This window comes from Pseudomonas entomophila L48, assembly GCF_000026105.1.
Taxonomy (GTDB): Bacteria; Pseudomonadota; Gammaproteobacteria; order Pseudomonadales; family Pseudomonadaceae; genus Aquipseudomonas; species Aquipseudomonas entomophila.
This window is the reverse complement of sequence record NC_008027.1, coordinates 3,497,347-3,518,234: the sequence shown is the minus strand read 5'-3', so window position 1 is coordinate 3,518,234 and position 20,888 is coordinate 3,497,347. Positions and strand designations below refer to the sequence as shown.

Here is a 20,888-nt window from a genome sequence, read left to right as displayed (position 1 = left end):
CGCGCCAATCGGGAGGTGTCCCATGACTGACCACGAACGGCTGTCTTCCATCCAGAGCTACGTCTGGACCCTCGAATTGCTCGGCGAGGCGCTGGTCCAGCATGACGAGATGCTGGAATGCGAGCACAACCCGCAGCTGAGCTTCCGCAATACGGCGGGGATTCACCAGGCGATCCGGATCATCAGCCGGTTGGCCAGTGAGCAGTTCGGCAAGCTGGAGGCGATGGAAGACGGGCGTGTTCCTGGAGACTGATACTGCGCATCATTGGGGCCGCTTTGCGGCCCTTTCGCGGCACAAGGCCGTTCCTACAGGGGATCGCGAACTTCCGTAGGAGCGGCCTTGTGCCGCGAAAGGGCTGCGAAGCAGCCCTCAAGCCGCCAACCGCCCGCTGGCAATGGCCTCCGACGCCGCCAGCATCGCCCGCAGCAACACCGCGCAACCCGCCGCCAGGTCCTGCGGCGTGGCGTTCTCGATCTCGTTGTGGCTGATCCCACCTTCACACGGCACGAAGATCATCCCCGCCGGTCCCAGCTCGGCGAGGAAGATCGCGTCATGCCCGGCGCCGCTGACGATGTCCATGTGCGGCAAACCGAGGCTGCGCGCCGAGTCGCGCACGGCATCGACGCAGCCACGGTCGAAGTACAGCGCCGGGAAGTCGGCGGTCGGGGTCAGCTCGAAACTCAGGCCGTGCTTGGCGCAGGTGGCGTCGATCACCGCGCGCACCTCGTTGATCATCGCATTCAACTGCTCGCCTTCGAGGTGACGGAAATCCAGGGTCATGCGCACTTCGCCGGGGATCACGTTGCGCGAGCCCGGGTAGGCCTGCAGGCAGCCGACCGTGCCGCAGGCATGGGGCTGGTGGGCGAGGGCGGTGCGGTTGACCGCCTCGACCACGGCGGCGGCGCCAACCAGGGCGTCCTTGCGCAGGTGCATGGGGGTGGGGCCGGCGTGGGCCTCGACGCCGCGCAGGGTGAGGTCGAACCACTTCTGGCCGAGGGCCCCGAGCACCACGCCGATGGTCTTGCGCTGGTCCTCGAGGATCGGGCCTTGCTCGATGTGCGCCTCGAAGTAGGCGCCCACCGGGTGGCCGAGCACCGCGCGCGGGCCGGCGTAGCCGATGGCGTTCAGTGCCTCGCCGACGCTTACGCCCTGGGCGTCGCGCTTGGCCAGGGTCTCTTCGAGGGTGAATTTGCCGGCGAACACCCCCGAACCCATCATGCACGGGGCGAAGCGCGAACCTTCCTCGTTGGTCCACACCACCACTTCCAGTGGTGCTTCGGTTTCCACGCCGAGGTCGTTGAGGGTGCGGATCACTTCCAGGCCCGCCATGACCCCGAAGCAGCCATCGAACTTGCCGCCGGTGGGCTGGGTGTCGATATGGCTGCCGGTCATCACCGGGGGCAGTTTGGCGTTGCGCCCGGGGCGGCGGGCGAAGATATTGCCGACGGCGTCGATGCTGACAGTGCAGCCGGCGGCCTGGGTCCATTGCACGAACAGGTCGCGGGCCTGGCGGTCGAGGTCGGTCAGGGCCAGGCGGCAGACGCCGCCTTTCTGGGTGGCGCCGAGGCGTGCGAGGTCCATCAGCGATTGCCACAGGCGGGCGCTGTCGATGTGGTGTTCGGTGGATTGCAGGACTTCCTTGGCGAGGGTGGTCATGGGTGTCTCCTCAGGGCTTTGTTGTTCTGTAGGAGCGGCTTCAGCCGCGATGCAGGCACCGCGGTATCCGGCACCCGCTGCGCGGGTAATCGCGGCTGAAGCCGCTCCTACAGACGTCGTGTGAGGTCAATGGCTCAGGTTCTGGTCCAGGCGCGCCGGACCGCGCAACGCCAGGCCGCCCAGGGCGTAGTAGAGCCCGCCACCAAGCAGCGACCCGGTGAACCAGCCGTAGTCGTAGAACCAGCTGAAGCTGCTGTTGCCGATGGCCATCACGGTCAGCGCCACCGGCACGGCGAAGGCGGCGAAGCCGGCCCAGTTCCACGCCGGGTACACGTCGTCGCGGTACAGCCCGGCCAAGTCCAGTTGCTGGCGACGCACCAGGAAGTAGTCCACCACCATGATCCCGGCGATCGGCCCTAGCAGGCTGGAGTAGCCCAGCAGCCAGTTGGAATAGACACTCTCCAGGCTCAGGTCGGAGACGATCCAGCCAAGCTTCTTGAGCAGCTCGTGGCCCATCAGCGCCAAACCGATGAACCCGGTCAGCCATACCGCGCGGCTACGGCCGATCAGGCGTGGGGCGATGTTCTGGAAGTCGTTGGTGGGCGAGACGATGTTCGCCGCGGTGTTGGTCGACAGGGTGGCGATGATGATCAGCGCCATGGCCAGGGCCACCCAGCCCGGGCTCTGGATATGGCCGATCAGGCTCACCGGGTCGGACACCGTCTGGCCCACCAGCGAGGCCGAGGCGGCGGTCATGATCACCCCCAGCGCGGCGAACAGGAACATGGTCAGCGGCAGGCCGAAGATCTGCCCGAGGATCTGGTCCTTCTGGCTTTTCGCATAGCGGCTGAAGTCGGGGATGTTCAGCGACAACGTCGCCCAGAACCCGACCATGGCCGTGAGCCCGGCGCAGAAGTAGCTGACCACGCTGGCCCCCTCGGGGCGTTTCGGTGGTTGCGCCAGCAGTTCGGTCATCGACATGTGCGGCAGCGCCCAGAACAGCAGGCCGACCCCGACCGCCACCAGCAACGGCGCCGACAGCGTCTCCAGCCACTTGATCGACTCCGCGCCGCGCAGCACCACCCACAGGTTCAGCGACCAGAACAGCATGAAGCCGATCACCTCGCCGGTGCCGCCCAGGGCCTTCCACTCGGGGAACAGCGAGCCGAGGAACAGGTGGATGGCCAGGCCGCCGAACATCGTCTGGATACCGAACCAGCCGCAAGCCACCACGGCGCGGATCAGGCACGGCACGTTGGAGCCGAAAATGCCGAACGATGAGCGCAGCAGCACCGGGAAGGGGATGCCGTACTTGGTGCCGGGGAAGGCGTTGAGGGTCAGCGGGATCAGTACGATCAGGTTGGCCAGCAGGATCGCCAGCAGCGCCTCGCCCACGCTCAGGCCGAAGTAGGCGGTGAGCACGCCGCCCAGGGTGTAGGTGGGCACGCAGATGGACATGCCCACCCACAGCGCGGTGATGTGCCACTTGTTCCAGGTGCGCTGGTGCACCTTGGTGGGGGCGATGTCGTGGTTGTAGCGGGGGCTGTCGAGGACGTCGCTGCCGGCGTCGAGCTCGAACAGGCCGTGCTGCTCGACCACTTGCGATCTGCTCTGTTGCATGGGGCTCTCCAGGTTCTTCTTGTCGTTGTTCGCTCATCGGGCTAAGGCGATGGCCGGAGTACACGCACATATTCATTACCGCACCTGCGGCCCGGCCAGGCGGTTGTGGCCTGCGTTTTCAACAAACGTGCCGGGTCGGCCAGTGCCTTCCCGGCGGGCCGCCGCCGACCGGAGGTAACTCACTGAGTTGCAACAGCATTCAGCAGCGCTTTGGGCGATCGCTCGCCGGGCTGAGCCTTGGTGGGTCCACAGGCACCGTGATTCAACGCGGTGCAGCCTGGAAATTCGCTGGCGCGGCCTGCGCCTTCCCACCCGGTTTCAAGCAGCTGAATTTGCATAAAAAATCTTGACCAATTTGGCTTCCTGTCAAGTGCGTCAAAATGGGGAAGGGGTGTTCCGTTTTGGTGATTCCAATTAAATAAATATAAAAATCAATAAGTTATTAGTTTGGTAATTTGGATATATTTTTTCTTGATGAATATTCGATCAGCAACTAGCCTCGATTCTTGTCAGGCCTGACAGGATTGATCCGAGCCCGCAGGCACTGGCCCAAAAAAATTCCAAGAACCGGCCAGAAGACCGGTCAGCCTGCGAGGAAAACGGCATGTCCCTGTTGATCCGTGGCGCCACCGTGGTCACCCACGAAGAGCATTACCCCGCCGATGTCCTGTGTGCCGATGGCCTGATCCGCGCCATCGGGCAAAACCTCGAAGCCCCCACCGACTGCGAGATCCTCGACGGCAGCGGCCAGTACCTGATGCCCGGCGGCATCGACCCGCACACCCATATGCAGCTGCCGTTCATGGGCACCGTGGCCAGCGAGGACTTTTTCAGCGGCACCGCCGCGGGCCTGGCCGGGGGCACCACCTCGATCATCGACTTCGTCATCCCCAACCCGCAGCAATCGCTGCTCGACGCCTTCCACACCTGGCGCGGCTGGGCGCAGAAGAGCGCCAGCGACTACGGCTTCCACGTCGCCATCACCTGGTGGAGCGAGCAGGTCGCCGAAGAGATGGGCGAGCTGGTGGCCAAGCATGGGGTGAACAGCTTCAAGCACTTCATGGCCTACAAGAACGCGATCATGGCCGCCGACGACACCCTGGTCGCCAGTTTCGAGCGTTGCCTGCAACTGGGCGCGGTGCCCACCGTGCACGCCGAGAACGGCGAGCTGGTCTACCACCTGCAGCGCAAGCTGCTGGCCCAGGGGCTGACCGGGCCCGAGGCGCACCCGCTGTCGCGCCCCTCGCAGGTCGAAGGCGAGGCCGCCAGCCGCGCCATCCGCATCGCCGAGACGCTGGGCACGCCGCTGTACCTGGTGCATGTATCCAGCCGCGAAGCGCTCGACGAGATCACTTACGCCCGGGCCAAGGGCCAGCCGGTGTATGGCGAGGTGCTGCCCGGCCATCTGCTGCTCGACGACAATGTCTATCGCGACCCGGACTGGGCCACCGCCGCCGGCTACGTGATGAGCCCGCCGTTCCGCCCGCGCGAGCACCAGGAGGCGCTGTGGCGCGGCTTGCAGTCGGGCAACCTGCACACCACCGCCACCGACCACTGCTGCTTCTGCGCCGAGCAGAAAGCCATGGGCCGCGATGACTTCAGCCGCATCCCCAACGGCACCGCCGGCATCGAGGACCGCATGGCGGTGCTGTGGGACGCCGGGGTGAACAGCGGGCGGTTGTCTATGCACGAATTCGTCGCACTGACCTCCACCAACACCGCGAAGATCTTCAACCTGTTCCCGCGCAAGGGCGCCATCCGTGTCGGTGCCGACGCCGACCTGGTGCTATGGGACCCGCAGGGCACGCGGACCATCTCGGCCCAGACCCACCACCAGCGGGTCGACTTCAATATCTTCGAAGGCCGCACCGTGCGCGGCATCCCCAGCCACACCATCAGCCAGGGCAAGGTGCTCTGGGCCGACGGCGACCTGCGCGCGGAGCCTGGGGCGGGGCGCTATGTGGAGCGGCCGGCGTATCCCTCGGTGTACGAGGTGCTGGAGCGCCGCGCCGAGCAATCAAGGCCGACGCCGGTTCAGCGCTGAGGACTTTTGGGGCTGCTTTGCAGCCCATCGCGACGCAAGGCCGCTCCCACAGGAATCGGCGCTGTGGCTGTGGGAGCGGCCTTGTGTCGCGAAAGGGGCGCAAAGCGCCCCCTGATAACAACACACATGCACCTGTTGACTGCCATCCCCAGAACGGACCGATGCCTGACCAGCATCGAGTTCAATAAAAAAACGAGAGGCTACAACCGTGATCGACGCCCTGAACCATTTGCCGCGCCCCCGGGCCGGCGCCGACCAGCTGGCCGAGCGCTTCACCGACCTCGCGCCCCCGCTCACCGCCCGCCAGGCCGCCCTCGAAAGCGCGCGTTGCCTGTACTGCTACGACGCGCCCTGCGTCAACGCTTGCCCCAGCGACATCGACATCCCCTCGTTCATCCACCGCATCAGCGATGAGAACCTGCAAGGCGCCGCCGAGCGCATCCTCTCGGCCAACATCCTCGGCGGCAGTTGCGCCCGGGTGTGCCCGACCGAAATCCTCTGCCAGCAGGCCTGCGTGCGCAACAATGCCCAGGAGTGCGCGCCGGTGCTGATCGGCCAACTGCAACGCTATGCCCTGGACAACGCCCAGTTCAGCGAACACCCCTTCAAGCGCGCGCCCGCCACCGGCAAGCGCATCGCCGTGGTCGGCGCCGGGCCTGCGGGGCTGTCCTGCGCCCACCGCCTGGCCATGCATGGCCATGACGTGGTGGTGTTCGAGGCGCGGGAGAAGGCGGGTGGCCTCAACGAATACGGCATCGCCCGCTACAAGCTGGTGGACGACTACGCCCAGCGCGAAGTCGAGTTCCTGCTGGGCATCGGCGGCATCGAGATCCGCCACGGCCAGCGCCTGGGCGACAACCTCGCGCTGGGCGAGCTGCACAGCCAGTACGACGCCGTGTTCCTCGGCCTAGGCCTGAACGCTGTGCGGCAACTGGGGGTGCCGGACGAGGAGGCCCCCGGCCTGCTGGCCGCTACCGAATACATCCGTGAACTGCGCCAGGCCGACGACCTGAGCCAGCTGCCATTGGCCGACCACAGCCTGGTGATCGGCGCCGGCAACACCGCCATCGACATGGCCGTGCAGATGAGCCGCCTGGGCGCCCGCGACGTCAACCTGGTGTACCGCCGTGGCGAGGCCGACATGGGCGCCACCGGCCATGAGCAGGAAATTGCCAAGCAGAACCAGGTGCGCCTGCACACCTGGGCGCGCCCCGATGCCGTGCTGCTCGATGACCAGGGCCGCGTGCGCGGCATGCGTTTCGTGCGCACCCAACTGGTCGATGGCCGCCTGACGGATACGGACGAGGCTTTCGAGTTGGCCGCTGACGCGATCTTCAAGGCCATCGGCCAACGCTTTGACGACGCAAGCCTCGGCGACCCGCTGGCCGCACAACTGGCCCGCGACGGCGAACGCATCCGCGTCGACGATCACATGCGCACCAGCCTGCCGGGCATCTACGCCGGTGGCGACTGCACCGCCCTGGGCCAGGACCTTACCGTCCAGGCCGTGCAACATGGCAAGCTGGCCGCCGAAGCCATCCATGCCCAACTCATGCTCAACGTGGAGGCTGCGTAAATGGCCGACCTGTCCATCGTGTTTGCCGGCATCAAGGCGCCCAACCCGTTCTGGCTGGCCTCCGCGCCGCCCACCGACAAGGCCTACAACGTGGTCCGCGCCTTCGAGGCCGGGTGGGGCGGGGTGGTGTGGAAGACCCTGGGCGAGGACCCGGCGGCGGTCAACGTGTCGTCGCGCTACTCGGCGCACTTCGGCGCCAACCGCCAGGTGCAGGGCATCAACAACATCGAGCTGATCACCGACCGTTCGCTGGAGATCAACCTGCGCGAGATCACCCAGGTGAAGAAGGACTGGCCCGACCGCGCGCTGATCGTGTCGTTGATGGTGCCGTGCGTGGAGGAATCCTGGAAATTCATCCTGCCGCTGGTGGAGGCCACCGGCGCCGACGGCATCGAGCTCAACTTCGGCTGCCCCCACGGCATGCCCGAGCGCGGCATGGGCGCCGCGGTCGGCCAGGTGCCGGAGTACGTGGAGATGGTCACCCGCTGGTGCAAGACCCACTGTTCGCTGCCGGTGATCGTCAAGCTCACCCCCAACATCACCGACATCCGCCAGTCGGCACGCGCCGCCCATCGTGGTGGGGCCGACGCGGTATCGCTGATCAACACCATCAACTCGATCACCAGTGTCGACCTGGACCGCATGGTCGCCCACCCTATCGTCGGTGACCAGAGCACCCATGGCGGCTACTGTGGTTCGGCGGTCAAGCCTATCGCCCTGAACATGGTCGCCGAGATCGCCCGCGACCCCGAGACCCGCGGCCTGCCTATCTGCGGTATCGGCGGCATCGGCACCTGGCGCGACGCGGCGGAGTTCATCGCCCTGGGCAGTGGCGCGGTGCAGGTGTGCACGGCGGCGATGCTGCATGGCTTCCGTATCGTCGACGATATGAAGGACGGCCTGGCGCGCTGGATGGACCAGCACGGGCACGCCAACCTCGATGCCTTCCGGGGGCAGGCCGTGGGCCATACCACCGACTGGAAGTACCTGGACATGAACTACAAGTCGGTGGCGCAGATCGACCAGGCGGCGTGCATCGGTTGCGGGCGGTGCCACATCGCCTGCGAGGACACTTCGCACCAGGCTATCGCCAGTACCCTCAAGGATGACGGCACCCACTCCTACAGCGTGGTCGAGGAGGAGTGCGTGGGCTGCAACCTGTGCCAGATCACCTGCCCGGTGGAAAGCTGCATCGAGATGGTCGCGCAGGACACTGGCAAGCCGTACCTGAACTGGACCCAGGATCCGCGCAATCCCTATCGCGAGGTGGGTTGAGTACGGCGGGGTGGTGATGGGTACCTGGCAATTCTGTCAGTAGACGCTCCACGGCAATGCAAGCAGTCTGGCGCCGTGGAGCGCTGTCTTGTGAGTCCAGGGGATGATGGTGGCGCGCTCCGTCGGCAACCGGCGACAAGCGAGGAGCGTCATGATGCGCGACGATCTGGAGGCAAGATTCCTGGAAACCCAGAACAGGCTGAGCCAGCTGCGCACGGGCCCTCCGGTCGAGAAGCGGATATTGCTCTGGATGCTCTGCTCGCAGGCAACCTGTGGCGACTACAGCGATGAAAAAGTCGACAGTCAGGTGATCAAGGATCGCAGTCGTCACGAAGTGGAATCCTGGGCCGCTGGGTGGCGGGAGTTGAAGGGGGTGCCCAGGGACGCGGCCAAGCATCTGTACCTGCGTTTGGCTGACACGATTCGAGGTTGACCTTTTTGACGAGGTAGCGCGATCCGGGTTTGGTCCTGGCACCGGCTTTGCCGGTGTTCGCCAGCAAGGCTGGCTCCTACAGATGTGCGGTGGGCTCGGGCGGGGGCGTGTTGTCGAATTACTGGGCTGTCGCTGTTTCGTGCAGGCACCGCCACATCACCCCACGATCACTGCACTCGAGAATCGCCAACGACCAACGCGCCTGTTCGCCACCCGGCAACCGATGTGTCTCCTTGTAGCGCACGGCCACATTTTCCCCCGCTTGCCATACCACCCGCACATCGCCGACGACGATCTCAAGCCCGGGGCGGGCTCCGGCCGCGCGGTGGAACAACTGCTCCACCTGCTGACGATCAAACACGTTGCCGGCCGTGCCGACCATGCTGAAGTCATCGGCAAACACTGCCATCAACGCTTCAAGCGTTGCCTGGGTCTCGGCAGCCGGGCGGGTGAAGACCTCCTGGATCAGTACATGAACGTGATGGATGCTGTGTGCTGCGTGGAAAAGGGTGTTATCGAGCATCGTGGATGTTCTCCTGGGGTAGTGTGCGTAGGCGTGTGAGGGGTAGCAGCCCGAGCAGCGCCGCCAGGGCGAACGTCAGGTGATAGGCATCTGCAGGCGGCAGCAGGTTGAAGATCATCAGCAACAGCGCCGCGCCGAGGCTGAACGCCATCTGCCGGTTGAGGTTCCACAGCACGCTCGCCTGGTGGGTCCGCTCGCCGGTGAAATCCAGCAGCGCGGTGGCCTGCGCGGCGTTGGCGCCAAGGCCTCCACCCATACCCATCAGGCCATAGGCCGCGATCAGCGTTGGGGTGTCGGCATTGCTGTCGACCAGCACCAGCAGGGCGATACCCAGGCTGTGCAGGAGCATCCCAAGCAGCAACAATCGCCGCGCCCCGACCTGGTTGTAGGCCCGACCGACCAGCAGCATGGCGACGAAGGCGCCAACGGCGTAGACGATCATGAACATCCCGGTGGCCCGGGCACTCAGGCTCAACACGTCCTGCAAATAGAAGATGTTCAGCAGGTTCACCCCGGTGAACACGCCCGGGATCGCGTGGTAGACCAGCATCGACACCTGCAACCGTGCATTGGCCAGCAGCTTCAGTTCGACGATGCCGTGCCGCGAGCGCTGGTAGTGACGTTGGTACAGCAGCGCGCATGACAACCCCATTGCCAGGCACGCCAGCGCCACCCAGGCCGGATGACCGGCACCGTACAGCGACAGGCCCAGCAGCAGGCAGGCGAGGGCGCCGCTGACCAGCAGCAGCCCGTTGAAGTCGGGGCGTGGTACCGCGGTGTCGGGCGCCTCGCGAATCCACCACCAGGCCAGCCCGGCCGTCAGCAGCGCGAGGGGAATGTTCGCCTGGAACACCCAGGGCCAGTTGCCGCCATCGACGATCAGCCCACCCAAGGTGGGCGACAGCGCCGGAGCGATCAGCGCCACCGCCATCACCAGCGTCGAAACGCGGGCGCGCTGCGGGCCCTGGAACAGGTTGAAGGTCAGCGCCTGGCCCACCGGGATCAGCAGGCCGCCCGCCAGGCCTTGGGCAAAGCGCCAGGCGACCAGGGCCGAGAACGAATCGGCCTGGCCACAGCCCCAGGCGGCCACGGCGAACGCCAGCATCGACAGCGCCAACAAGCGCCGCGCACCCCAGCGGCTCGCCAGCCAGGTGCTGACCGGCATCACCAGGGTCAGCCCGAGGATATAGGCGTTGCCCACCCAGGCACTGTTGGCACTGGCGATGGCGAATTCGGCGGTGATCCGTGGCAGGGCCACGGCGGGCATGAAGATATTGATGCAATCGATGAAGAAGCCCATCAAGAAAACTGTCGCCACGCGGTATCGGTAGGTCATCGGCACTCCTTGTTCGGCGCGCAGCCTAGGTGGCATGGACGCTCCGTGTCGATGTCGCTACCCTTGAAACTCTGTTTGATGGAACTGAACAATGCCGCGCACGGCCCTTCACACCCAGCTCAACCGGGTGCAGACCTTCCTCGCCGTGGTCGATGCCGGCTCGTTCACCAAGGCCGCCGACACCCTGGGCATCAGCAAGGCCATGGTCAGCCAGCACATCAAGGCATTGGAAGAAGCGCTGGCGGTGACCCTGCTGCTGCGCAGCACCCGCGCCATCGCCCTGACCGAAGCCGGTCAGTCGTTCTACGACGACTTCAAGGTGATCGTCAGCGATGTCGAAAGCGCCTTCGACAATGTTATGCAACGGCACAACGGCGTGGCGGGGCGCCTGCGCATCAGCACCACGGCCGAATATGGCGAGCGCTTCATCCTGCCGCTGCTGCCGGCATTCGCCGCGCGCTACCCGGCGCTGTCGCTCAGCTATGAAACCGACTCTTCCCTCAGCGACCTGATCGCCGAACGCCTCGACCTGGTGGTGCGCCTCGGCACGCTGCCGGACTCGAACCTGCGCAGTCGCACGCTGGGTGACTACGCCATCGAGCTGGTCGCCTCGCCGGACTTTCTCGGCAGGCACGCGCTCGGCAAACCCGATGACCTGGCGGGCGTGCCCTGGATTGCCAACAGCAACCTGCACAACCCGACGCGCTGGACGCTGCTGGCGGCCGACGGCGAAAACGTGAGTGTGGGGGGCGTTGCGGCCTACCAGTCCAACGCCGCGCAGGGCGTCCGGGCAATGGCCCTGGCCTCCCTGGGTGTCGCCGTGCTGCCGGCCTGGTTGATCGAGCAGGACCTGGCCAATGGCAGCTTGCAGCGGGTGCTGCCCGACTACAGCCTGGCGAAGCAGCCGATCAGCGTGGTGTACCCGAACGGCAGCCATGTGCCGCAGCGCACGCGGGTGTTCATCGATTTTCTCTGCGAGCACCTGGGCCGCTGAGCGGGCGGTTCAGGGCTCCAGCCCGATCCCGCGCAGGATGACACCGGTCACCGTCTGCACCGCGCTTTCGAACGCCACGTCCGACAGCGCTTCGCCGCCGTTGAGCAACGTCACCTGGTAGCCGAAGTCGGCATAGTGCTGGGTCGAGGCCCAGATCATGTAGAGCAACGCCGAAGGCTCGATCGGCAGGATGCGCTGGTCTTCAACCCAGGCACGGATCTTCGATTCCTTGAGCTTGGCCCAGGGCACCAGCGACTCATCCAGGCTTGCTCCCAGCAGCGGCGCGCCGTGCAGCATCTCCTCGGCCCAGATCTTCGAGCCCAGCGGCCGCGAGCGCGAGTGGCCCATCTTGGCGCGGATGTAGCTGGTCAGCACCACGCGCGGGTCGTCGAAGCGCTCGAAGCACAGCGCGTCCTGTTTCCACACGTCCAGCAGGTCTTGCAGCACCGCGCGGTACAGCTCGTCCTTGGTGCTGAAGTAGTAGTGCAGGTTGGAGCGCGGCAGTTGTGCCAGCTCCGCGATATCGCCCATGGACGTGCCGCCGTAGCCTTTGTCGGCGAACACCTGCTCGGCGGCGAGCAGGATCTTCTCGATGTTGCGGCGGCGGATCTCGATCTTGTGGTTGGCCATGGGCGGTCCGAAGCGGCAGGGACCGCCCAAGGCTATCAGCTTTGCAGGTGGATACCGAGCCCTTGCTCGCCGGGGGCGAGGTCGTCGCGCAGGGTCAGCGCCGGGATCAGGTAGTCGCCGCCGTTCTGCCGGCGGAAGGGGATCGGGGCGTCGTGCCACAAGCCGTCCAGGCGCTGCTCCAATGCCGTGCACGCGGCGGCGAAGGCCGTGGCATCGACGCGGCCGGCGCGGTGGATGACGAAGGGCGGCAGCACCTCGAAACCGGGGTAGAACAGGATGCCGTGCTGGATGGGGAAGAGGATGTCGTCCAGCGGGCCGTTGATGCCTCTTGGTGCATAGTGCGAGGCCCAGCCGCCGGTGGTGACCATCAGCATGGCGCGCTTGCCGGCGAAGCTGCCTTCGCCGTAGCGGTCGCCCCAGTGCTGGTCGGAGTGCTCGCCCACGCCATAGGCGAAACCGTAGGCGTATACCCGCTCGACCCAGCCCTTGAGGATCGCCGGCAGGCCGAACCACCACAGCGGGAACTGCAGGATCAGCGCGTCGGCCCAACGCAGTTTTTCCTGTTCGAGGGTGATGTCGGCGCGCTGTGTGCCATTGGCGAAGGCCTGGCGCGAATGCTCCGAAGGCTGGAACGCCTCGCCCGCTGGCATGGCGGTGTTGTCGGCTGCGTCGAGCACGGCCTTGAAGCCCATGGCGTGCAGGTCGGAGACCTGGACGCTGTGGCCCTGACTTTGCAAATAACGCACGGCATGGTCCTTGAGGGCGCCGTTGAGGGAGCGGGGTTCGGGGTGGGCGTGGACGATCAGCACATTCATGGTGGGGCTCCGGTGAAGGGGGATAGCCGCATCATGGGCTGCACCGAGGTATAGTTGAAATGAATGTCTGATATGCCAGGTATTGCCATGCACAATGATCTGCGGCGCCTTGATCTCAACCTGTTGGTCACCCTCGACGCCTTGCTCACCGAACACAATGTGACCCGCGCCGCCGAGCGTCTGCACCTGGCGCAGCCGACGGTGAGCGTGCAGCTGGCGCGCCTGCGCGAATTGCTCGATGACCCGTTATTGCTGCCTGGCCCCCGTGGCATGCGGCCCACGGCCCGCGCCGAAGCCCTGCGCGCGCCGCTGCGCCAGGCGCTGGAGGCGCTGCACCAGGCCATTGCGCCAGCCACGCCGTTCGACCCGGCCCAGGCCCGCCAGACCTGGCGCGTGGCTGCCACCGACTACAGTGCCTCGACGCTGTTGCAACCGGCATTGGCCACTTTACGCAGCGAGGCGCCGGGCACACGCTTGGCGGTGCTCGACCTGGTGCCCGGCACCTTGTTGCGCCAGGCCGAACAGGGCGAGATCGACCTGGCCTTTCATATCGCCGAGCAGGCGCCGGCCGGGTTGCGTCAGCGTTCGCTGTTCCATGAGCGTTATGTGCTGGCCGGGCGTGTCGACCATCCGCGCTTGAAGCGGCGGCCGAGCCTGGCGCAGTTCTGCGCGCTGGAACACGTAATCGTCTCGCCCGATGGCGGTGGCTTCGCCGGGCCGACCGATGCGGCGCTGGCTGACCAGGGGCTGGCGCGCAAGGTGGTGTTGTCGGTGCCGCATTTCATGTTGCTGGCTTCGGTACTGGCTGGCAGCGACCTGGTGGCGATGGTGCCCGAGCGGCTGGTGGCCGGTGACGCCCGGCTCAAGGTGGTCGAGGCGCCGCTGGCGGTGGCGGGGTTCGAGATGCTGATGCTGTGGCCGGAGCGGGTGCATCGTGATCCGGGGCATCGTTGGTTGCGTGAGTTGATTGGGCGGTGTGGCCTGGTGTTCGCTGGGAAGTTATAGCGCCTTTGAGATCGAGCGCCGCTCCCGCGGCGCATCGCGGATGAATCCGCTCCTACAAATCAATCGCGTCTTACCAACACATCCAGGCATGACTGGCCCGAAACAAACCTGTAGGAGCGGATTCATCCGCGATGTGCCTCGCGTGCGGCGCTCGATCTGATAGACGCTGCAACTCCCCCGGCGAACCTGCTAACGTTCACCATTCCCCACCGAGACCACCCCGCCATGCCCTTCGCCGACAACCTGATTGCCTTCACCCTGGCCGCGACCCTGCTCACCATCACCCCCGGCCTGGACACCGCGCTGATCCTGCGCACCGCCGCCGTGGAGAGCCGCCAACAGGCCATGCGCGCGGCGCTGGGCATCAATGCCGGCTGCCTGCTGTGGGGCGCGGCGGTGGCGTTCGGGCTGGGGGCGCTGATCGCGGTGTCAACGCTGGCTTATGACGTACTCAAGTACTGCGGCGCCGCCTACCTGGCGTACCTGGGCCTGAACATGCTGTTGCGCCCACGCCAGTCGGTGACCAGCGCCGATGCCCAGGGCAAGCCGGGCGCCAACTGGTTCGTCAAAGGTTTGCTGGGCAACCTGCTCAACCCCAAGGTGGGGATCTTCTATGTGTCGTTCCTGCCGCAGTTCATCCCCCAGGGGCAGGCGCTGGTGCCGTGGACCTTTGGCCTGGTCGGCATCCATGTGCTGCTCGGGTTGCTCTGGGCGGTGGCGCTGATCGCCGCGACCCAGCCCTTGGCCGCAGTGCTGCGCCAAGGGCGGGTGGTGAAGTGGATGGATCGGGTGACTGGGGGGGTGTTCGTGTTGTTTGCGGTGCGCCTGGCCTTTAGTCGGCGGTAGGTCGGTTCGCCGGCAAGCCGGCTCCTACCGGGATCGCGGTAGGAGCCGGCTTGCCGGCGAATGGGCCGGTGCAATCAACCCTGCACCAGCGCCTGGATCACCTGCTCGACGCTGGCCTTGAGCCCCGCAACGGTATCTTCCGGATCGCTCTCGACCACCACCAGCTTCGCTCCGGACGCCTGGATCGCCTCGGCCACCTTGGCCTCCGGCTGGCGGTGATGCAGCACCAGCGCCACATCCTGGGCCTTCAGATTGTCACCCAACGCCTTGAGCGCCGCATCGTCCCAGCGGTCATCGGCCGGCAACGGCTGCTCGACCACATCGAGGTTCAACCCACTGGCCAGGTAGCCCAGCCGATCGGACAGGCTCACCACGCTGAGGTTGTCCACCTCGGCCAGGCGCGTCTGGCTGCTGGCGGTCAGTTCCAGCATCTGCCGCTTGAGGCCAGCCAGGTTGGCCTGGATCTTCGCCTTGTCGGCGGGCGCCAGGCGCTCCAGGTCATTGGCCACCACGTCGGCCATGCGCCCGAGGTTGGTCGGGTTGAGCCAGGGGTAGGCGCCGAAAGCCTCCTCGCCCTTGACCGCGATGCCCGGCAAGGCGCCGTCCACCGGCCGCGCCGCGTCGATCTCGACGATGCGGATATTGCTGCGCCGGGCCATGGGGTAGAGCGGGTCGTCGCGCCAGATCGAGCGTACGCCGATCACCGCGTCGGCCTGCTGCGCGGCCTTGTGCAGGCTGGCGCCGCCACGGCCGCTGAAGTACGACGGCTGGCGGCTGGCGGGCAGGTTGGCCGGGGCAGCGCTTTCGAGCTTCACCGCGGTGCCGTCGAGCAGGCTCTGCGCCAGGCTGTGGGTCACCGGCAGGGTGGTCAGCACCTGGGTGGCGCTGGACAGGGAAGGCAGGCCGGCCAGGAGGGCGGCCAGGGTCAGGTGCTTGAGGGTCATGCCGGGTTTCCTTGCAGGCGGGGAACGAGGGCGCGGGCCAGGGCGGCGAGGGCGAAGCAGATCCCGGCGACCAGGATGATCGCCGCGCCCGAGGGCACCGGCAGGTCAAACACGATCGGCAGCAGGATGCCCAGCAGCGTGCTCAGGGTGGCAATGATCACCGAGACGAAGAAGAACCCCTTCAGCGACTGGCTGACCAGTCGCGCCGCGGCGGCCGGGATTACCAGCAGGGCGCCGACCAGGATCGCCCCGATCACCTTCACCGAGGCCACGGTCACCAGGGTCACCAGCACCACGAACAGGTAGTCCAGGGTCTTCACCGCCACCCCGCGCACCGCCGCCAGCTGCGGGTTGAAGCTGGCCAGCATGATGCGGTTGTACAGCGGCAGGGCCAGGGCCAGCACCAGTACCGCGACGATGCCCAGCACCAGGAGGTCGTGGCCGCTGACGGTGAGCACCGAGCCGAACAGCACGTTCTCGAGGATGTGCACGTTGATCTTGCCGGCCAGCATCAGCAGCAGGCTGGCGCCCAGGGCCAAAGACACCGAGAGGAACACGCCGATCAGCGTGTCCGGCGACAGCCCGGTGCGGTTGCGCAGGAAGTTGAGCAGGATGCCGAACAGCAGGCAGTAGCCGAACAGGCTGCCGTAAGGGCCAGTGTAGGGCTCACCCAGTAGGATGCCGATGGCCACGCCCGTGAGCGCGGCATGGCCCACCGCCTCGGAGAAGAAGGCGAAGCGCTTGACCACCACCAGGGTGCCCAGGCCGCCCAGCACCGGGCCGATCATCAGGCCGGCGAGCAGGGCGTTGACCACGAAGCCGTAGGCCAGTGCCTCCGGCAGGTAGCCTGCGGTGGCCCACGCCTGGACCGTTTCGCGGAAGGTGTCGAAACTCATCGGGCCAGGCCCTCGCTGCGCGGGTGGACGGAGAACAGCCCGAGCAGGCGCTCGGGTGTCAGGGCCTGGGCCGGTGGGGCGTCGAACAGCACCTGGCGGTTCAGCCCGGTCACCCGGTCGGCCAGGCGCAGCACCGCTTCCAGGTCGTGCTCGATCCACAGCACGGTGGTGCCGGCCTGGCGCCAGCCGTTCAGCAGCTGCTCGAACACCTGGATGCCGGCTTCGTCGAGGGCCGACATCGGTTCGTCCAGCACCAGCAGCTGCGGCTCTGGGATCAGCCCCTGGGCCAGCAGCACCCGCTGGCGCTCGCCGCCGGACAGGGCGCCCATGCGCCGCTTGCGCTTGTCGAGCATGCCCACCCGCGCCAACGCCGCGTCGATGGCCGGCCGGGTGCGCCGGGACAGGCCGAGGAACGCCGGGCGCCGCTGGCACATGGCGGCCATGAAGTCATCGACGGTCATCGGCAGGCCTCGGTCGAACTCCAGCGCCTGGGGCACGTAGCCGATCACCTCGCGCTCGCCCGGCCAGTGCAGGGTCAACGCACCCTGATGCGGCATCTGCCCGAGCAGGGTCTTGATCAGCGAGCTCTTGCCGCCGCCGTTGGGGCCGACGATGGCGTGCACGCTGCCGGGGGCGACGCTGAAACGCACCTGTTCGAGGATGCGCGTGCGGCCGAGGGTGAGGTCGATGCCGTCGAACTCGATGCGCGGCCCGCTGGCGGCCGTGAGGTTGGCGGCGGCGGTCACGCGCGGTTCTCCTGGATGGCCTGGACCACGGTGTCGAGGTTGCGCTTCATTTCCACTTCGTATTTCTCCTTGGTGTACTCGCCGTAGGAGATGTGGGTGAGCGGGTAGATGCGCACGCCGGATTCACGGTGGATGGTGTCGACGTAGGCGGACGGGAAGTCCATCTCCGAGAAGATCACCTTCACGTCCAGCGCCTTGAGCTGGTCGATGGTCTTCTTCAACTGCGCCGGGCTGGGTTCGATGCCGTGGGCCGGCTCCACCACCGCGGTCACCTCCAGGCCGAAATCGCGCACCAGGTAGTCATAGGCGGCGTGGATGGTGGCGACGCGGAAGGTCGCGTCCGGCGCCTGGGTGACCTTGGCCAGGGCCTCGGCACGCAGGGCGCGCAGGCGCTTGGCGTAGGCACGGGCGTTTTGCGTATAGAACTTGGCGTTGTCCGGGTCGAGCTTGCCCAGTTCGCGGGCGATGTTGTTGACCTGGGCGATGGTGGCACTGATCGACAGGAAGGTGTGCGGGTTGACCACCTTGCCGGCGCCACGGGCGGCGATGCCGGTGGCGGCCAGCAGCGGCACGTTGGCGTTGGACTCGATGGTCTTGATGTCGGGCTTTTCGCTGGCGGCGATCATGCGGTCGGCGAAGTCGTCGTGGCCGACACCGTTGAGCACGATCACGTCCAGGCTGCCGATGCGCTTGATGTCCTCGGCGCGCGGCTCGTAGGCGTGGGGGTTGAAACCGGCGGGGATCAGCGGCACCACCTCGGCCTTGTCACCAACGATATTGCTCACGTAGCTGTAGTAGGGGTGCAGGGTGATGCCGATGCGCAGGGGCTTGCCGCTGTCGGCAAGGGCCAGGGCCGGCAGGGCGCAAGCTAGCAGCGCCAGGGCGCGGAGGGCGGAGCGGAGCATGGGCGAGTCCTTCGGTTCAGTGACGGTGTTGGCGGGTGACCCCGGCGTCGTAGTGGGTGACCACCTGTTGCCAGCCGGCGGCGATCAGAGCGTCGCGGCCCAGGTCGTCGGGGGCCAGGGCGCTGCTGTCGCGGCGCAGCCAGATATCGGGCTGGGCGCCTTCGGCCTGGGCCGGAATCAGCAGGAAGCTGCCGGCCACCTGGGCATCCTGGCTGCGGCCGAGGTAGGCGCCGCTGTCGAGCTTTGACCACTGGTGGCTGCCGCGGCTCTGCTGGCTGGCGTCGGCGACGAAGGGCGGCAGGCTTTCCTCGGCCAGCGCTTCGACGGCGGGCGCGGCGCCGGTTTCCTCGCTTAAAAGGCGGATCTCCTCGACGGCCACCCACAGGTCGGTGTGGATACCCTGTTCGGCGGCGTTGAGGTCGCGCCGGGCGTCGAGCTGGTGGGCGGCGATGGCCACTTCGTCCTCGCGCTCGCCGCGCAGCGTCACCACGGTGGCGGCGACGATCAGGATCAGCGCGGCAGCCAGCAGTACATACAGGGTTTCATGCCCGGCGCCGGCCGGGCGTACGACCTGGGCGCGGCTCATGGCGCACCGATGTCGGCATGGTCGACTTCCACCACGTGGCCGGGGCCGGCGTCGAACAGCACGTAGAACTCGCCGTCGGGGCGCTTGAAGGTCAGGGTGGAGTCGTCGCCCAGCTTGCTGGCCACCAGCACCTGCTCGTCGTAGCCGATCACGTCCAGGGTCACCCCGGGCGCGCCGCTGCCATCGGAGAAACCGCCCTTGCAGGTGATCTGTTCGCCGGCTTCGGTGCACTCGCACATCGGGTTGTGCGCCAGGGCCGGCAGCGCGGTGCCCAGCAGCAGCGGCAGGGCGAGCCTGCGCATCAGGTGTTTCATGGTTTGCCTCCTTGTTTCTCGAGCCAGGCCGCGGTGGCCGGCGATGCCTTGGCCAAGGCCACCGAGCCTTGGTGCATGCTGCCGTCCCAGCCTTCGATGGTGATCCAGATCTGCGCGTTGGCCGGGGTGCGCGGCGGAATCGGCAGCGAGGTGCCCATGCGGTACGGCGCGCCGAAGAACAGGGTGCCGGCGGCGCGCAGGCTGCGCGGCTTGCCGATGCGCAGGTAGACCGCCTTGACCGGGCCGATGCAGGTCTTGCACAGCGCCGCGTTGAAGACCTTGAAGTAGCCGGCCGGGCCATCGGCGCGCGGGGCTTCGTCGCGTAGCTCGGCCAGGTCCAGGCTGTAGGGGCCGACCTGGATGGCATTGACCTGATTTGCGCCCAGGCCGCTGTCGCCGCGTATCAGCCTGGCGTCGGCGAAGTACTTGGGCATGAACCCCAGCGGGATGAGCAGCAGCAGGATGTTCAGGTGGAAGCGCCACTTCAGCCAGAAGCGCTTGAATGGGCCGTGCGGCAGTGCCTGGGCCTGGTTCATGGCTTGACCTCCAATACGTTGGCCGCACGCGCCTTGCGCGGGCGCTCCTCACGCTTGAGCGCCGCCGCGGTGGCCTGGGCGGTGCGTTTGGTCCAGATCAGCAGGCCGCTGAACACCATCAGCGACAGCAGCAAACCGAAGAACGCCCAGATCAGCTTGATCGGCAGGCCGCCGAAGTCGCCGGTGTGCAGCGGGCGCATGGATTCGGTGACGAACTCCAGGGCCGAACGGTCGCCGAGCAGGAACTGGCTGTCGACGGCGCGGGTATAGGGGTTGACCGCGGCGGTCTGGATCATCAGCGGGTACCAGCTGCGCCCACCGAGGCTGACGTGGCTGTAGGCGGTGGCCGGCACCGAGATGAAGCTCACGTCCAGGCCCGGGATGCTGCTTTGGGCGATACGCGTGGCCTCGTCCAGGTCGATGCGCGGGGCCGGCGAGCCGTCCGCGGTGAGCGGCACCTGTTCACGGGCGATGACCGGCACCACGGGCTCGGTGGTAATGCTGATGTGGTTGTCCCCCAGCACCGCCTGGATCAGGAACCAGGTGCCGGTGATCGAGATGGTGGCGACGAACCAGATCGACCACACGCCCACCAGGCGGTGCAGGTCGCCCCAGAAGATACGTGGGCCATGGCTGCGCCGGGGCAGCTTGAAGAAGCCCTTCCAGAACTTCTTGTACACCACCAGCCCGGTCACCAGCGAGGCCAGCATCGGCAGGCCCAGCAGCGAGACCAGGTACCAGCCCCAGCTGTAGCCGTTGGTGAAGGGCACCAGCCACCAACCGTGCAGGGCGCGGGTGAAGGCCTCGAAGTTGAAGTTCGGGCTCTTGCCCTGGATGGCGCCGGTGTAGGGGTTGACGTACAGCGTCGGCGAGCTGCCGTCGGGGAAGGTTACCCCGGCGTTGAGGGCGAAGTGCGAGCCGTCGGGCTGGTTGAGAAAGCGCACGGCCATGTCCGGCTCGGCCTTGTGCAGGGCGTCGAGCACCTGCTGGAAGCTCAGGCGCTGGGCCGCGTCGTCGGGCTTGCTGGCGCGCACGTCGGGGTTGGCGAGCCAGACGATCTCCTGGCTGACCACCGCGAGCATGCCGGTGAAACAGACGATCAGGACGAAGAACCAGATCGGCAGGGCAAGCCAGCTGTGCACCAGGAACCACAGTTTGGACTTGGATTTTTTCGGTTGTCGGGCCATCGGTCGTTCTGCTGGGAATA

Annotated in this window: 22 protein-coding genes; 8 read left to right on the top strand and 14 right to left on the bottom strand. The window is 66.7% G+C overall.

Annotation, left to right across the window (positions count from 1 at the left end; translation table 11 throughout):
* The first annotated feature begins 22 nt into the window (after positions 1–22).
* Positions 23–253: a hypothetical protein gene (locus PSEEN_RS15055; RefSeq protein ID WP_011534401.1), complete on the top strand. Its 231-nt coding sequence runs from the start codon at positions 23–25 to the stop codon at positions 251–253.
* 117 nt (positions 254–370) lie between these two features.
* Here PSEEN_RS15055 and PSEEN_RS15050 read toward each other — a convergent pair whose 3' ends face one another.
* Positions 371–1,657 carry a Zn-dependent hydrolase gene (locus PSEEN_RS15050; RefSeq protein WP_011534400.1) on the bottom strand — a complete coding sequence of 429 codons (1,287 nt, stop codon included), beginning with the start codon at positions 1,655–1,657 and terminating at the stop codon, positions 371–373.
* A 126-nt stretch (positions 1,658–1,783) separates the two neighbouring features.
* Positions 1,784–3,277 carry an NCS1 family nucleobase:cation symporter-1 gene (locus PSEEN_RS15045; protein WP_011534399.1) on the bottom strand — a complete coding sequence of 498 codons (1,494 nt, stop codon included), beginning with the start codon at positions 3,275–3,277 and terminating at the stop codon, positions 1,784–1,786.
* Positions 3,278–3,881: 604 nt separating this feature from the next.
* On the opposite strand from PSEEN_RS15045, the gene hydA reads away from it, so the two are divergent.
* The 4 genes from hydA (at position 3,882) to PSEEN_RS15025 (ending at position 8,605) form a co-directional block, all read left to right on the top strand.
* Positions 3,882–5,321, top strand: a complete 1,440-nt coding sequence (gene hydA / locus PSEEN_RS15040) for a dihydropyrimidinase (RefSeq protein ID WP_011534398.1) — start codon at positions 3,882–3,884, stop codon at positions 5,319–5,321.
* 208 nt (positions 5,322–5,529) lie between these two features.
* Positions 5,530–6,897, top strand: a complete 1,368-nt coding sequence (locus PSEEN_RS15035; protein WP_011534397.1) for an NAD(P)-dependent oxidoreductase — start codon at positions 5,530–5,532, stop codon at positions 6,895–6,897.
* The gene (preA, locus tag PSEEN_RS15030; RefSeq protein ID WP_011534396.1) at positions 6,898–8,172 is read left to right on the top strand and encodes an NAD-dependent dihydropyrimidine dehydrogenase subunit PreA; all 1,275 of its coding nucleotides are present in this window, start codon (positions 6,898–6,900) and stop codon (positions 8,170–8,172) included. It abuts the gene before it with no gap.
* A gap of 154 nt (positions 8,173–8,326) precedes the next feature.
* The gene (locus tag PSEEN_RS15025; protein ID WP_011534395.1) at positions 8,327–8,605 is read left to right on the top strand and encodes an acyl-CoA-binding protein; all 279 of its coding nucleotides are present in this window, start codon (positions 8,327–8,329) and stop codon (positions 8,603–8,605) included.
* A gap of 118 nt (positions 8,606–8,723) precedes the next feature.
* On the opposite strand, the gene PSEEN_RS15020 is transcribed toward PSEEN_RS15025, so the two are convergent.
* Together PSEEN_RS15020 and PSEEN_RS15015 are read right to left on the bottom strand one after the other, a co-directional pair.
* The gene (locus PSEEN_RS15020) at positions 8,724–9,128 is read right to left on the bottom strand and encodes a DUF4440 domain-containing protein (RefSeq protein WP_011534394.1); all 405 of its coding nucleotides are present in this window, start codon (positions 9,126–9,128) and stop codon (positions 8,724–8,726) included.
* On the bottom strand, positions 9,118–10,464 hold the full coding sequence (locus PSEEN_RS15015) for an MFS transporter (RefSeq protein WP_011534393.1): 1,347 nt from the start codon (positions 10,462–10,464) through the stop codon (positions 9,118–9,120). The genes PSEEN_RS15020 and PSEEN_RS15015 overlap by 11 nt, the downstream gene beginning before the upstream one ends.
* Before the next feature lie 91 nt (positions 10,465–10,555).
* Here PSEEN_RS15015 and PSEEN_RS15010 point away from each other — a divergent pair, with 91 nt between their 5' ends.
* Positions 10,556–11,458, top strand: coding sequence for a LysR family transcriptional regulator (locus PSEEN_RS15010; RefSeq protein WP_011534392.1), 903 nt, complete (start codon positions 10,556–10,558; stop codon positions 11,456–11,458).
* Positions 11,459–11,467: 9 nt separating this feature from the next.
* Here PSEEN_RS15010 and PSEEN_RS15005 read toward each other — a convergent pair whose 3' ends face one another.
* Positions 11,468–12,088 carry a TetR/AcrR family transcriptional regulator gene (locus PSEEN_RS15005; protein WP_011534391.1) on the bottom strand — a complete coding sequence of 207 codons (621 nt, stop codon included), beginning with the start codon at positions 12,086–12,088 and terminating at the stop codon, positions 11,468–11,470.
* Between the two features lie 35 nt (positions 12,089–12,123).
* Positions 12,124–12,903: an NAD(P)H-dependent oxidoreductase gene (locus PSEEN_RS15000; RefSeq protein WP_011534390.1), complete on the bottom strand. Its 780-nt coding sequence runs from the start codon at positions 12,901–12,903 to the stop codon at positions 12,124–12,126.
* Positions 12,904–12,990: 87 nt separating this feature from the next.
* Here PSEEN_RS15000 and PSEEN_RS14995 point away from each other — a divergent pair, with 87 nt between their 5' ends.
* On the top strand, positions 12,991–13,908 hold the full coding sequence (locus PSEEN_RS14995; RefSeq protein ID WP_044488823.1) for a LysR family transcriptional regulator: 918 nt from the start codon (positions 12,991–12,993) through the stop codon (positions 13,906–13,908).
* A gap of 225 nt (positions 13,909–14,133) precedes the next feature.
* Positions 14,134–14,754, top strand: coding sequence for a LysE family translocator (locus PSEEN_RS14990; RefSeq protein WP_011534388.1), 621 nt, complete (start codon positions 14,134–14,136; stop codon positions 14,752–14,754).
* A gap of 74 nt (positions 14,755–14,828) precedes the next feature.
* Here PSEEN_RS14990 and PSEEN_RS14985 read toward each other — a convergent pair whose 3' ends face one another.
* Genes PSEEN_RS14985 through PSEEN_RS14950 form a run of 8 tightly spaced genes read right to left on the bottom strand, consistent with a single transcriptional unit; the run spans position 14,829 to position 20,868 of the window.
* Complete coding sequence (locus PSEEN_RS14985; RefSeq protein WP_011534387.1) at positions 14,829–15,698, bottom strand: metal ABC transporter substrate-binding protein; 870 nt, start codon at positions 15,696–15,698, stop codon at positions 14,829–14,831.
* On the bottom strand, positions 15,695–16,594 hold the full coding sequence (locus tag PSEEN_RS14980) for a metal ABC transporter permease (protein WP_011534386.1): 900 nt from the start codon (positions 16,592–16,594) through the stop codon (positions 15,695–15,697). Before PSEEN_RS14980 ends, PSEEN_RS14985 begins: the two co-directional genes overlap by 4 nt.
* Positions 16,591–17,340, bottom strand: a complete 750-nt coding sequence (locus tag PSEEN_RS14975; protein ID WP_011534385.1) for a metal ABC transporter ATP-binding protein — start codon at positions 17,338–17,340, stop codon at positions 16,591–16,593. Before PSEEN_RS14975 ends, PSEEN_RS14980 begins: the two co-directional genes overlap by 4 nt.
* Positions 17,337–18,245 (bottom strand): metal ABC transporter substrate-binding protein, encoded by a 909-nt coding sequence (locus tag PSEEN_RS14970; RefSeq protein ID WP_011534384.1) that lies wholly within the window; start codon positions 18,243–18,245, stop codon positions 17,337–17,339. The genes PSEEN_RS14975 and PSEEN_RS14970 overlap by 4 nt, the downstream gene beginning before the upstream one ends.
* Positions 18,246–18,261: 16 nt before the next feature.
* Entirely contained in the window at positions 18,262–18,831 is a 570-nt protein-coding gene (locus PSEEN_RS14965; protein WP_011534383.1) for a DUF6162 family protein, read from the bottom strand.
* Positions 18,828–19,145 carry a hypothetical protein gene (locus tag PSEEN_RS14960; protein WP_011534382.1) on the bottom strand — a complete coding sequence of 106 codons (318 nt, stop codon included), beginning with the start codon at positions 19,143–19,145 and terminating at the stop codon, positions 18,828–18,830. The genes PSEEN_RS14965 and PSEEN_RS14960 overlap by 4 nt, the downstream gene beginning before the upstream one ends.
* The gene (locus tag PSEEN_RS14955) at positions 19,142–19,681 is read right to left on the bottom strand and encodes a hypothetical protein (RefSeq protein ID WP_011534381.1); all 540 of its coding nucleotides are present in this window, start codon (positions 19,679–19,681) and stop codon (positions 19,142–19,144) included. The genes PSEEN_RS14960 and PSEEN_RS14955 overlap by 4 nt, the downstream gene beginning before the upstream one ends.
* Positions 19,678–20,868 (bottom strand): PepSY-associated TM helix domain-containing protein, encoded by a 1,191-nt coding sequence (locus tag PSEEN_RS14950; RefSeq protein WP_011534380.1) that lies wholly within the window; start codon positions 20,866–20,868, stop codon positions 19,678–19,680. Before PSEEN_RS14950 ends, PSEEN_RS14955 begins: the two co-directional genes overlap by 4 nt.
* Positions 20,869–20,888 lie beyond the last annotated feature (20 nt).

Bases quoted from the DNA above. Each gene is read 5' to 3' on its own strand.
- PSEEN_RS15055 (WP_011534401.1), top strand. From the start codon at position 23: ATGACTGACCACGAACGGCTGTCTTCCATCCAGAGCTACGTCTGGACC.
- PSEEN_RS15050 (WP_011534400.1), bottom strand. From the start codon at position 1,657: ATGACCACCCTCGCCAAGGAAGTCCTGCAATCCACCGAACACCACATC.
- PSEEN_RS15045 (WP_011534399.1), bottom strand. From the start codon at position 3,277: ATGCAACAGAGCAGATCGCAAGTGGTCGAGCAGCACGGCCTGTTCGAG.
- hydA (WP_011534398.1), top strand. From the start codon at position 3,882: ATGTCCCTGTTGATCCGTGGCGCCACCGTGGTCACCCACGAAGAGCAT.
- preA (WP_011534396.1), top strand. From the start codon at position 6,898: ATGGCCGACCTGTCCATCGTGTTTGCCGGCATCAAGGCGCCCAACCCG.
- PSEEN_RS15025 (WP_011534395.1), top strand. From the start codon at position 8,327: ATGCGCGACGATCTGGAGGCAAGATTCCTGGAAACCCAGAACAGGCTG.
- PSEEN_RS15020 (WP_011534394.1), bottom strand. From the start codon at position 9,128: ATGCTCGATAACACCCTTTTCCACGCAGCACACAGCATCCATCACGTT.
- PSEEN_RS15015 (WP_011534393.1), bottom strand. From the start codon at position 10,464: ATGACCTACCGATACCGCGTGGCGACAGTTTTCTTGATGGGCTTCTTC.
- PSEEN_RS15010 (WP_011534392.1), top strand. From the start codon at position 10,556: ATGCCGCGCACGGCCCTTCACACCCAGCTCAACCGGGTGCAGACCTTC.
- PSEEN_RS15005 (WP_011534391.1), bottom strand. From the start codon at position 12,088: ATGGCCAACCACAAGATCGAGATCCGCCGCCGCAACATCGAGAAGATC.
- PSEEN_RS15000 (WP_011534390.1), bottom strand. From the start codon at position 12,903: ATGAATGTGCTGATCGTCCACGCCCACCCCGAACCCCGCTCCCTCAAC.
- PSEEN_RS14995 (WP_044488823.1), top strand. From the start codon at position 12,991: ATGCACAATGATCTGCGGCGCCTTGATCTCAACCTGTTGGTCACCCTC.
- PSEEN_RS14990 (WP_011534388.1), top strand. From the start codon at position 14,134: ATGCCCTTCGCCGACAACCTGATTGCCTTCACCCTGGCCGCGACCCTG.
- PSEEN_RS14985 (WP_011534387.1), bottom strand. From the start codon at position 15,698: ATGACCCTCAAGCACCTGACCCTGGCCGCCCTCCTGGCCGGCCTGCCT.
- PSEEN_RS14980 (WP_011534386.1), bottom strand. From the start codon at position 16,594: ATGAGTTTCGACACCTTCCGCGAAACGGTCCAGGCGTGGGCCACCGCA.
- PSEEN_RS14970 (WP_011534384.1), bottom strand. From the start codon at position 18,245: ATGCTCCGCTCCGCCCTCCGCGCCCTGGCGCTGCTAGCTTGCGCCCTG.
- PSEEN_RS14965 (WP_011534383.1), bottom strand. From the start codon at position 18,831: ATGAGCCGCGCCCAGGTCGTACGCCCGGCCGGCGCCGGGCATGAAACC.
- PSEEN_RS14960 (WP_011534382.1), bottom strand. From the start codon at position 19,145: ATGAAACACCTGATGCGCAGGCTCGCCCTGCCGCTGCTGCTGGGCACC.
- PSEEN_RS14955 (WP_011534381.1), bottom strand. From the start codon at position 19,681: ATGAACCAGGCCCAGGCACTGCCGCACGGCCCATTCAAGCGCTTCTGG.
- PSEEN_RS14950 (WP_011534380.1), bottom strand. From the start codon at position 20,868: ATGGCCCGACAACCGAAAAAATCCAAGTCCAAACTGTGGTTCCTGGTG.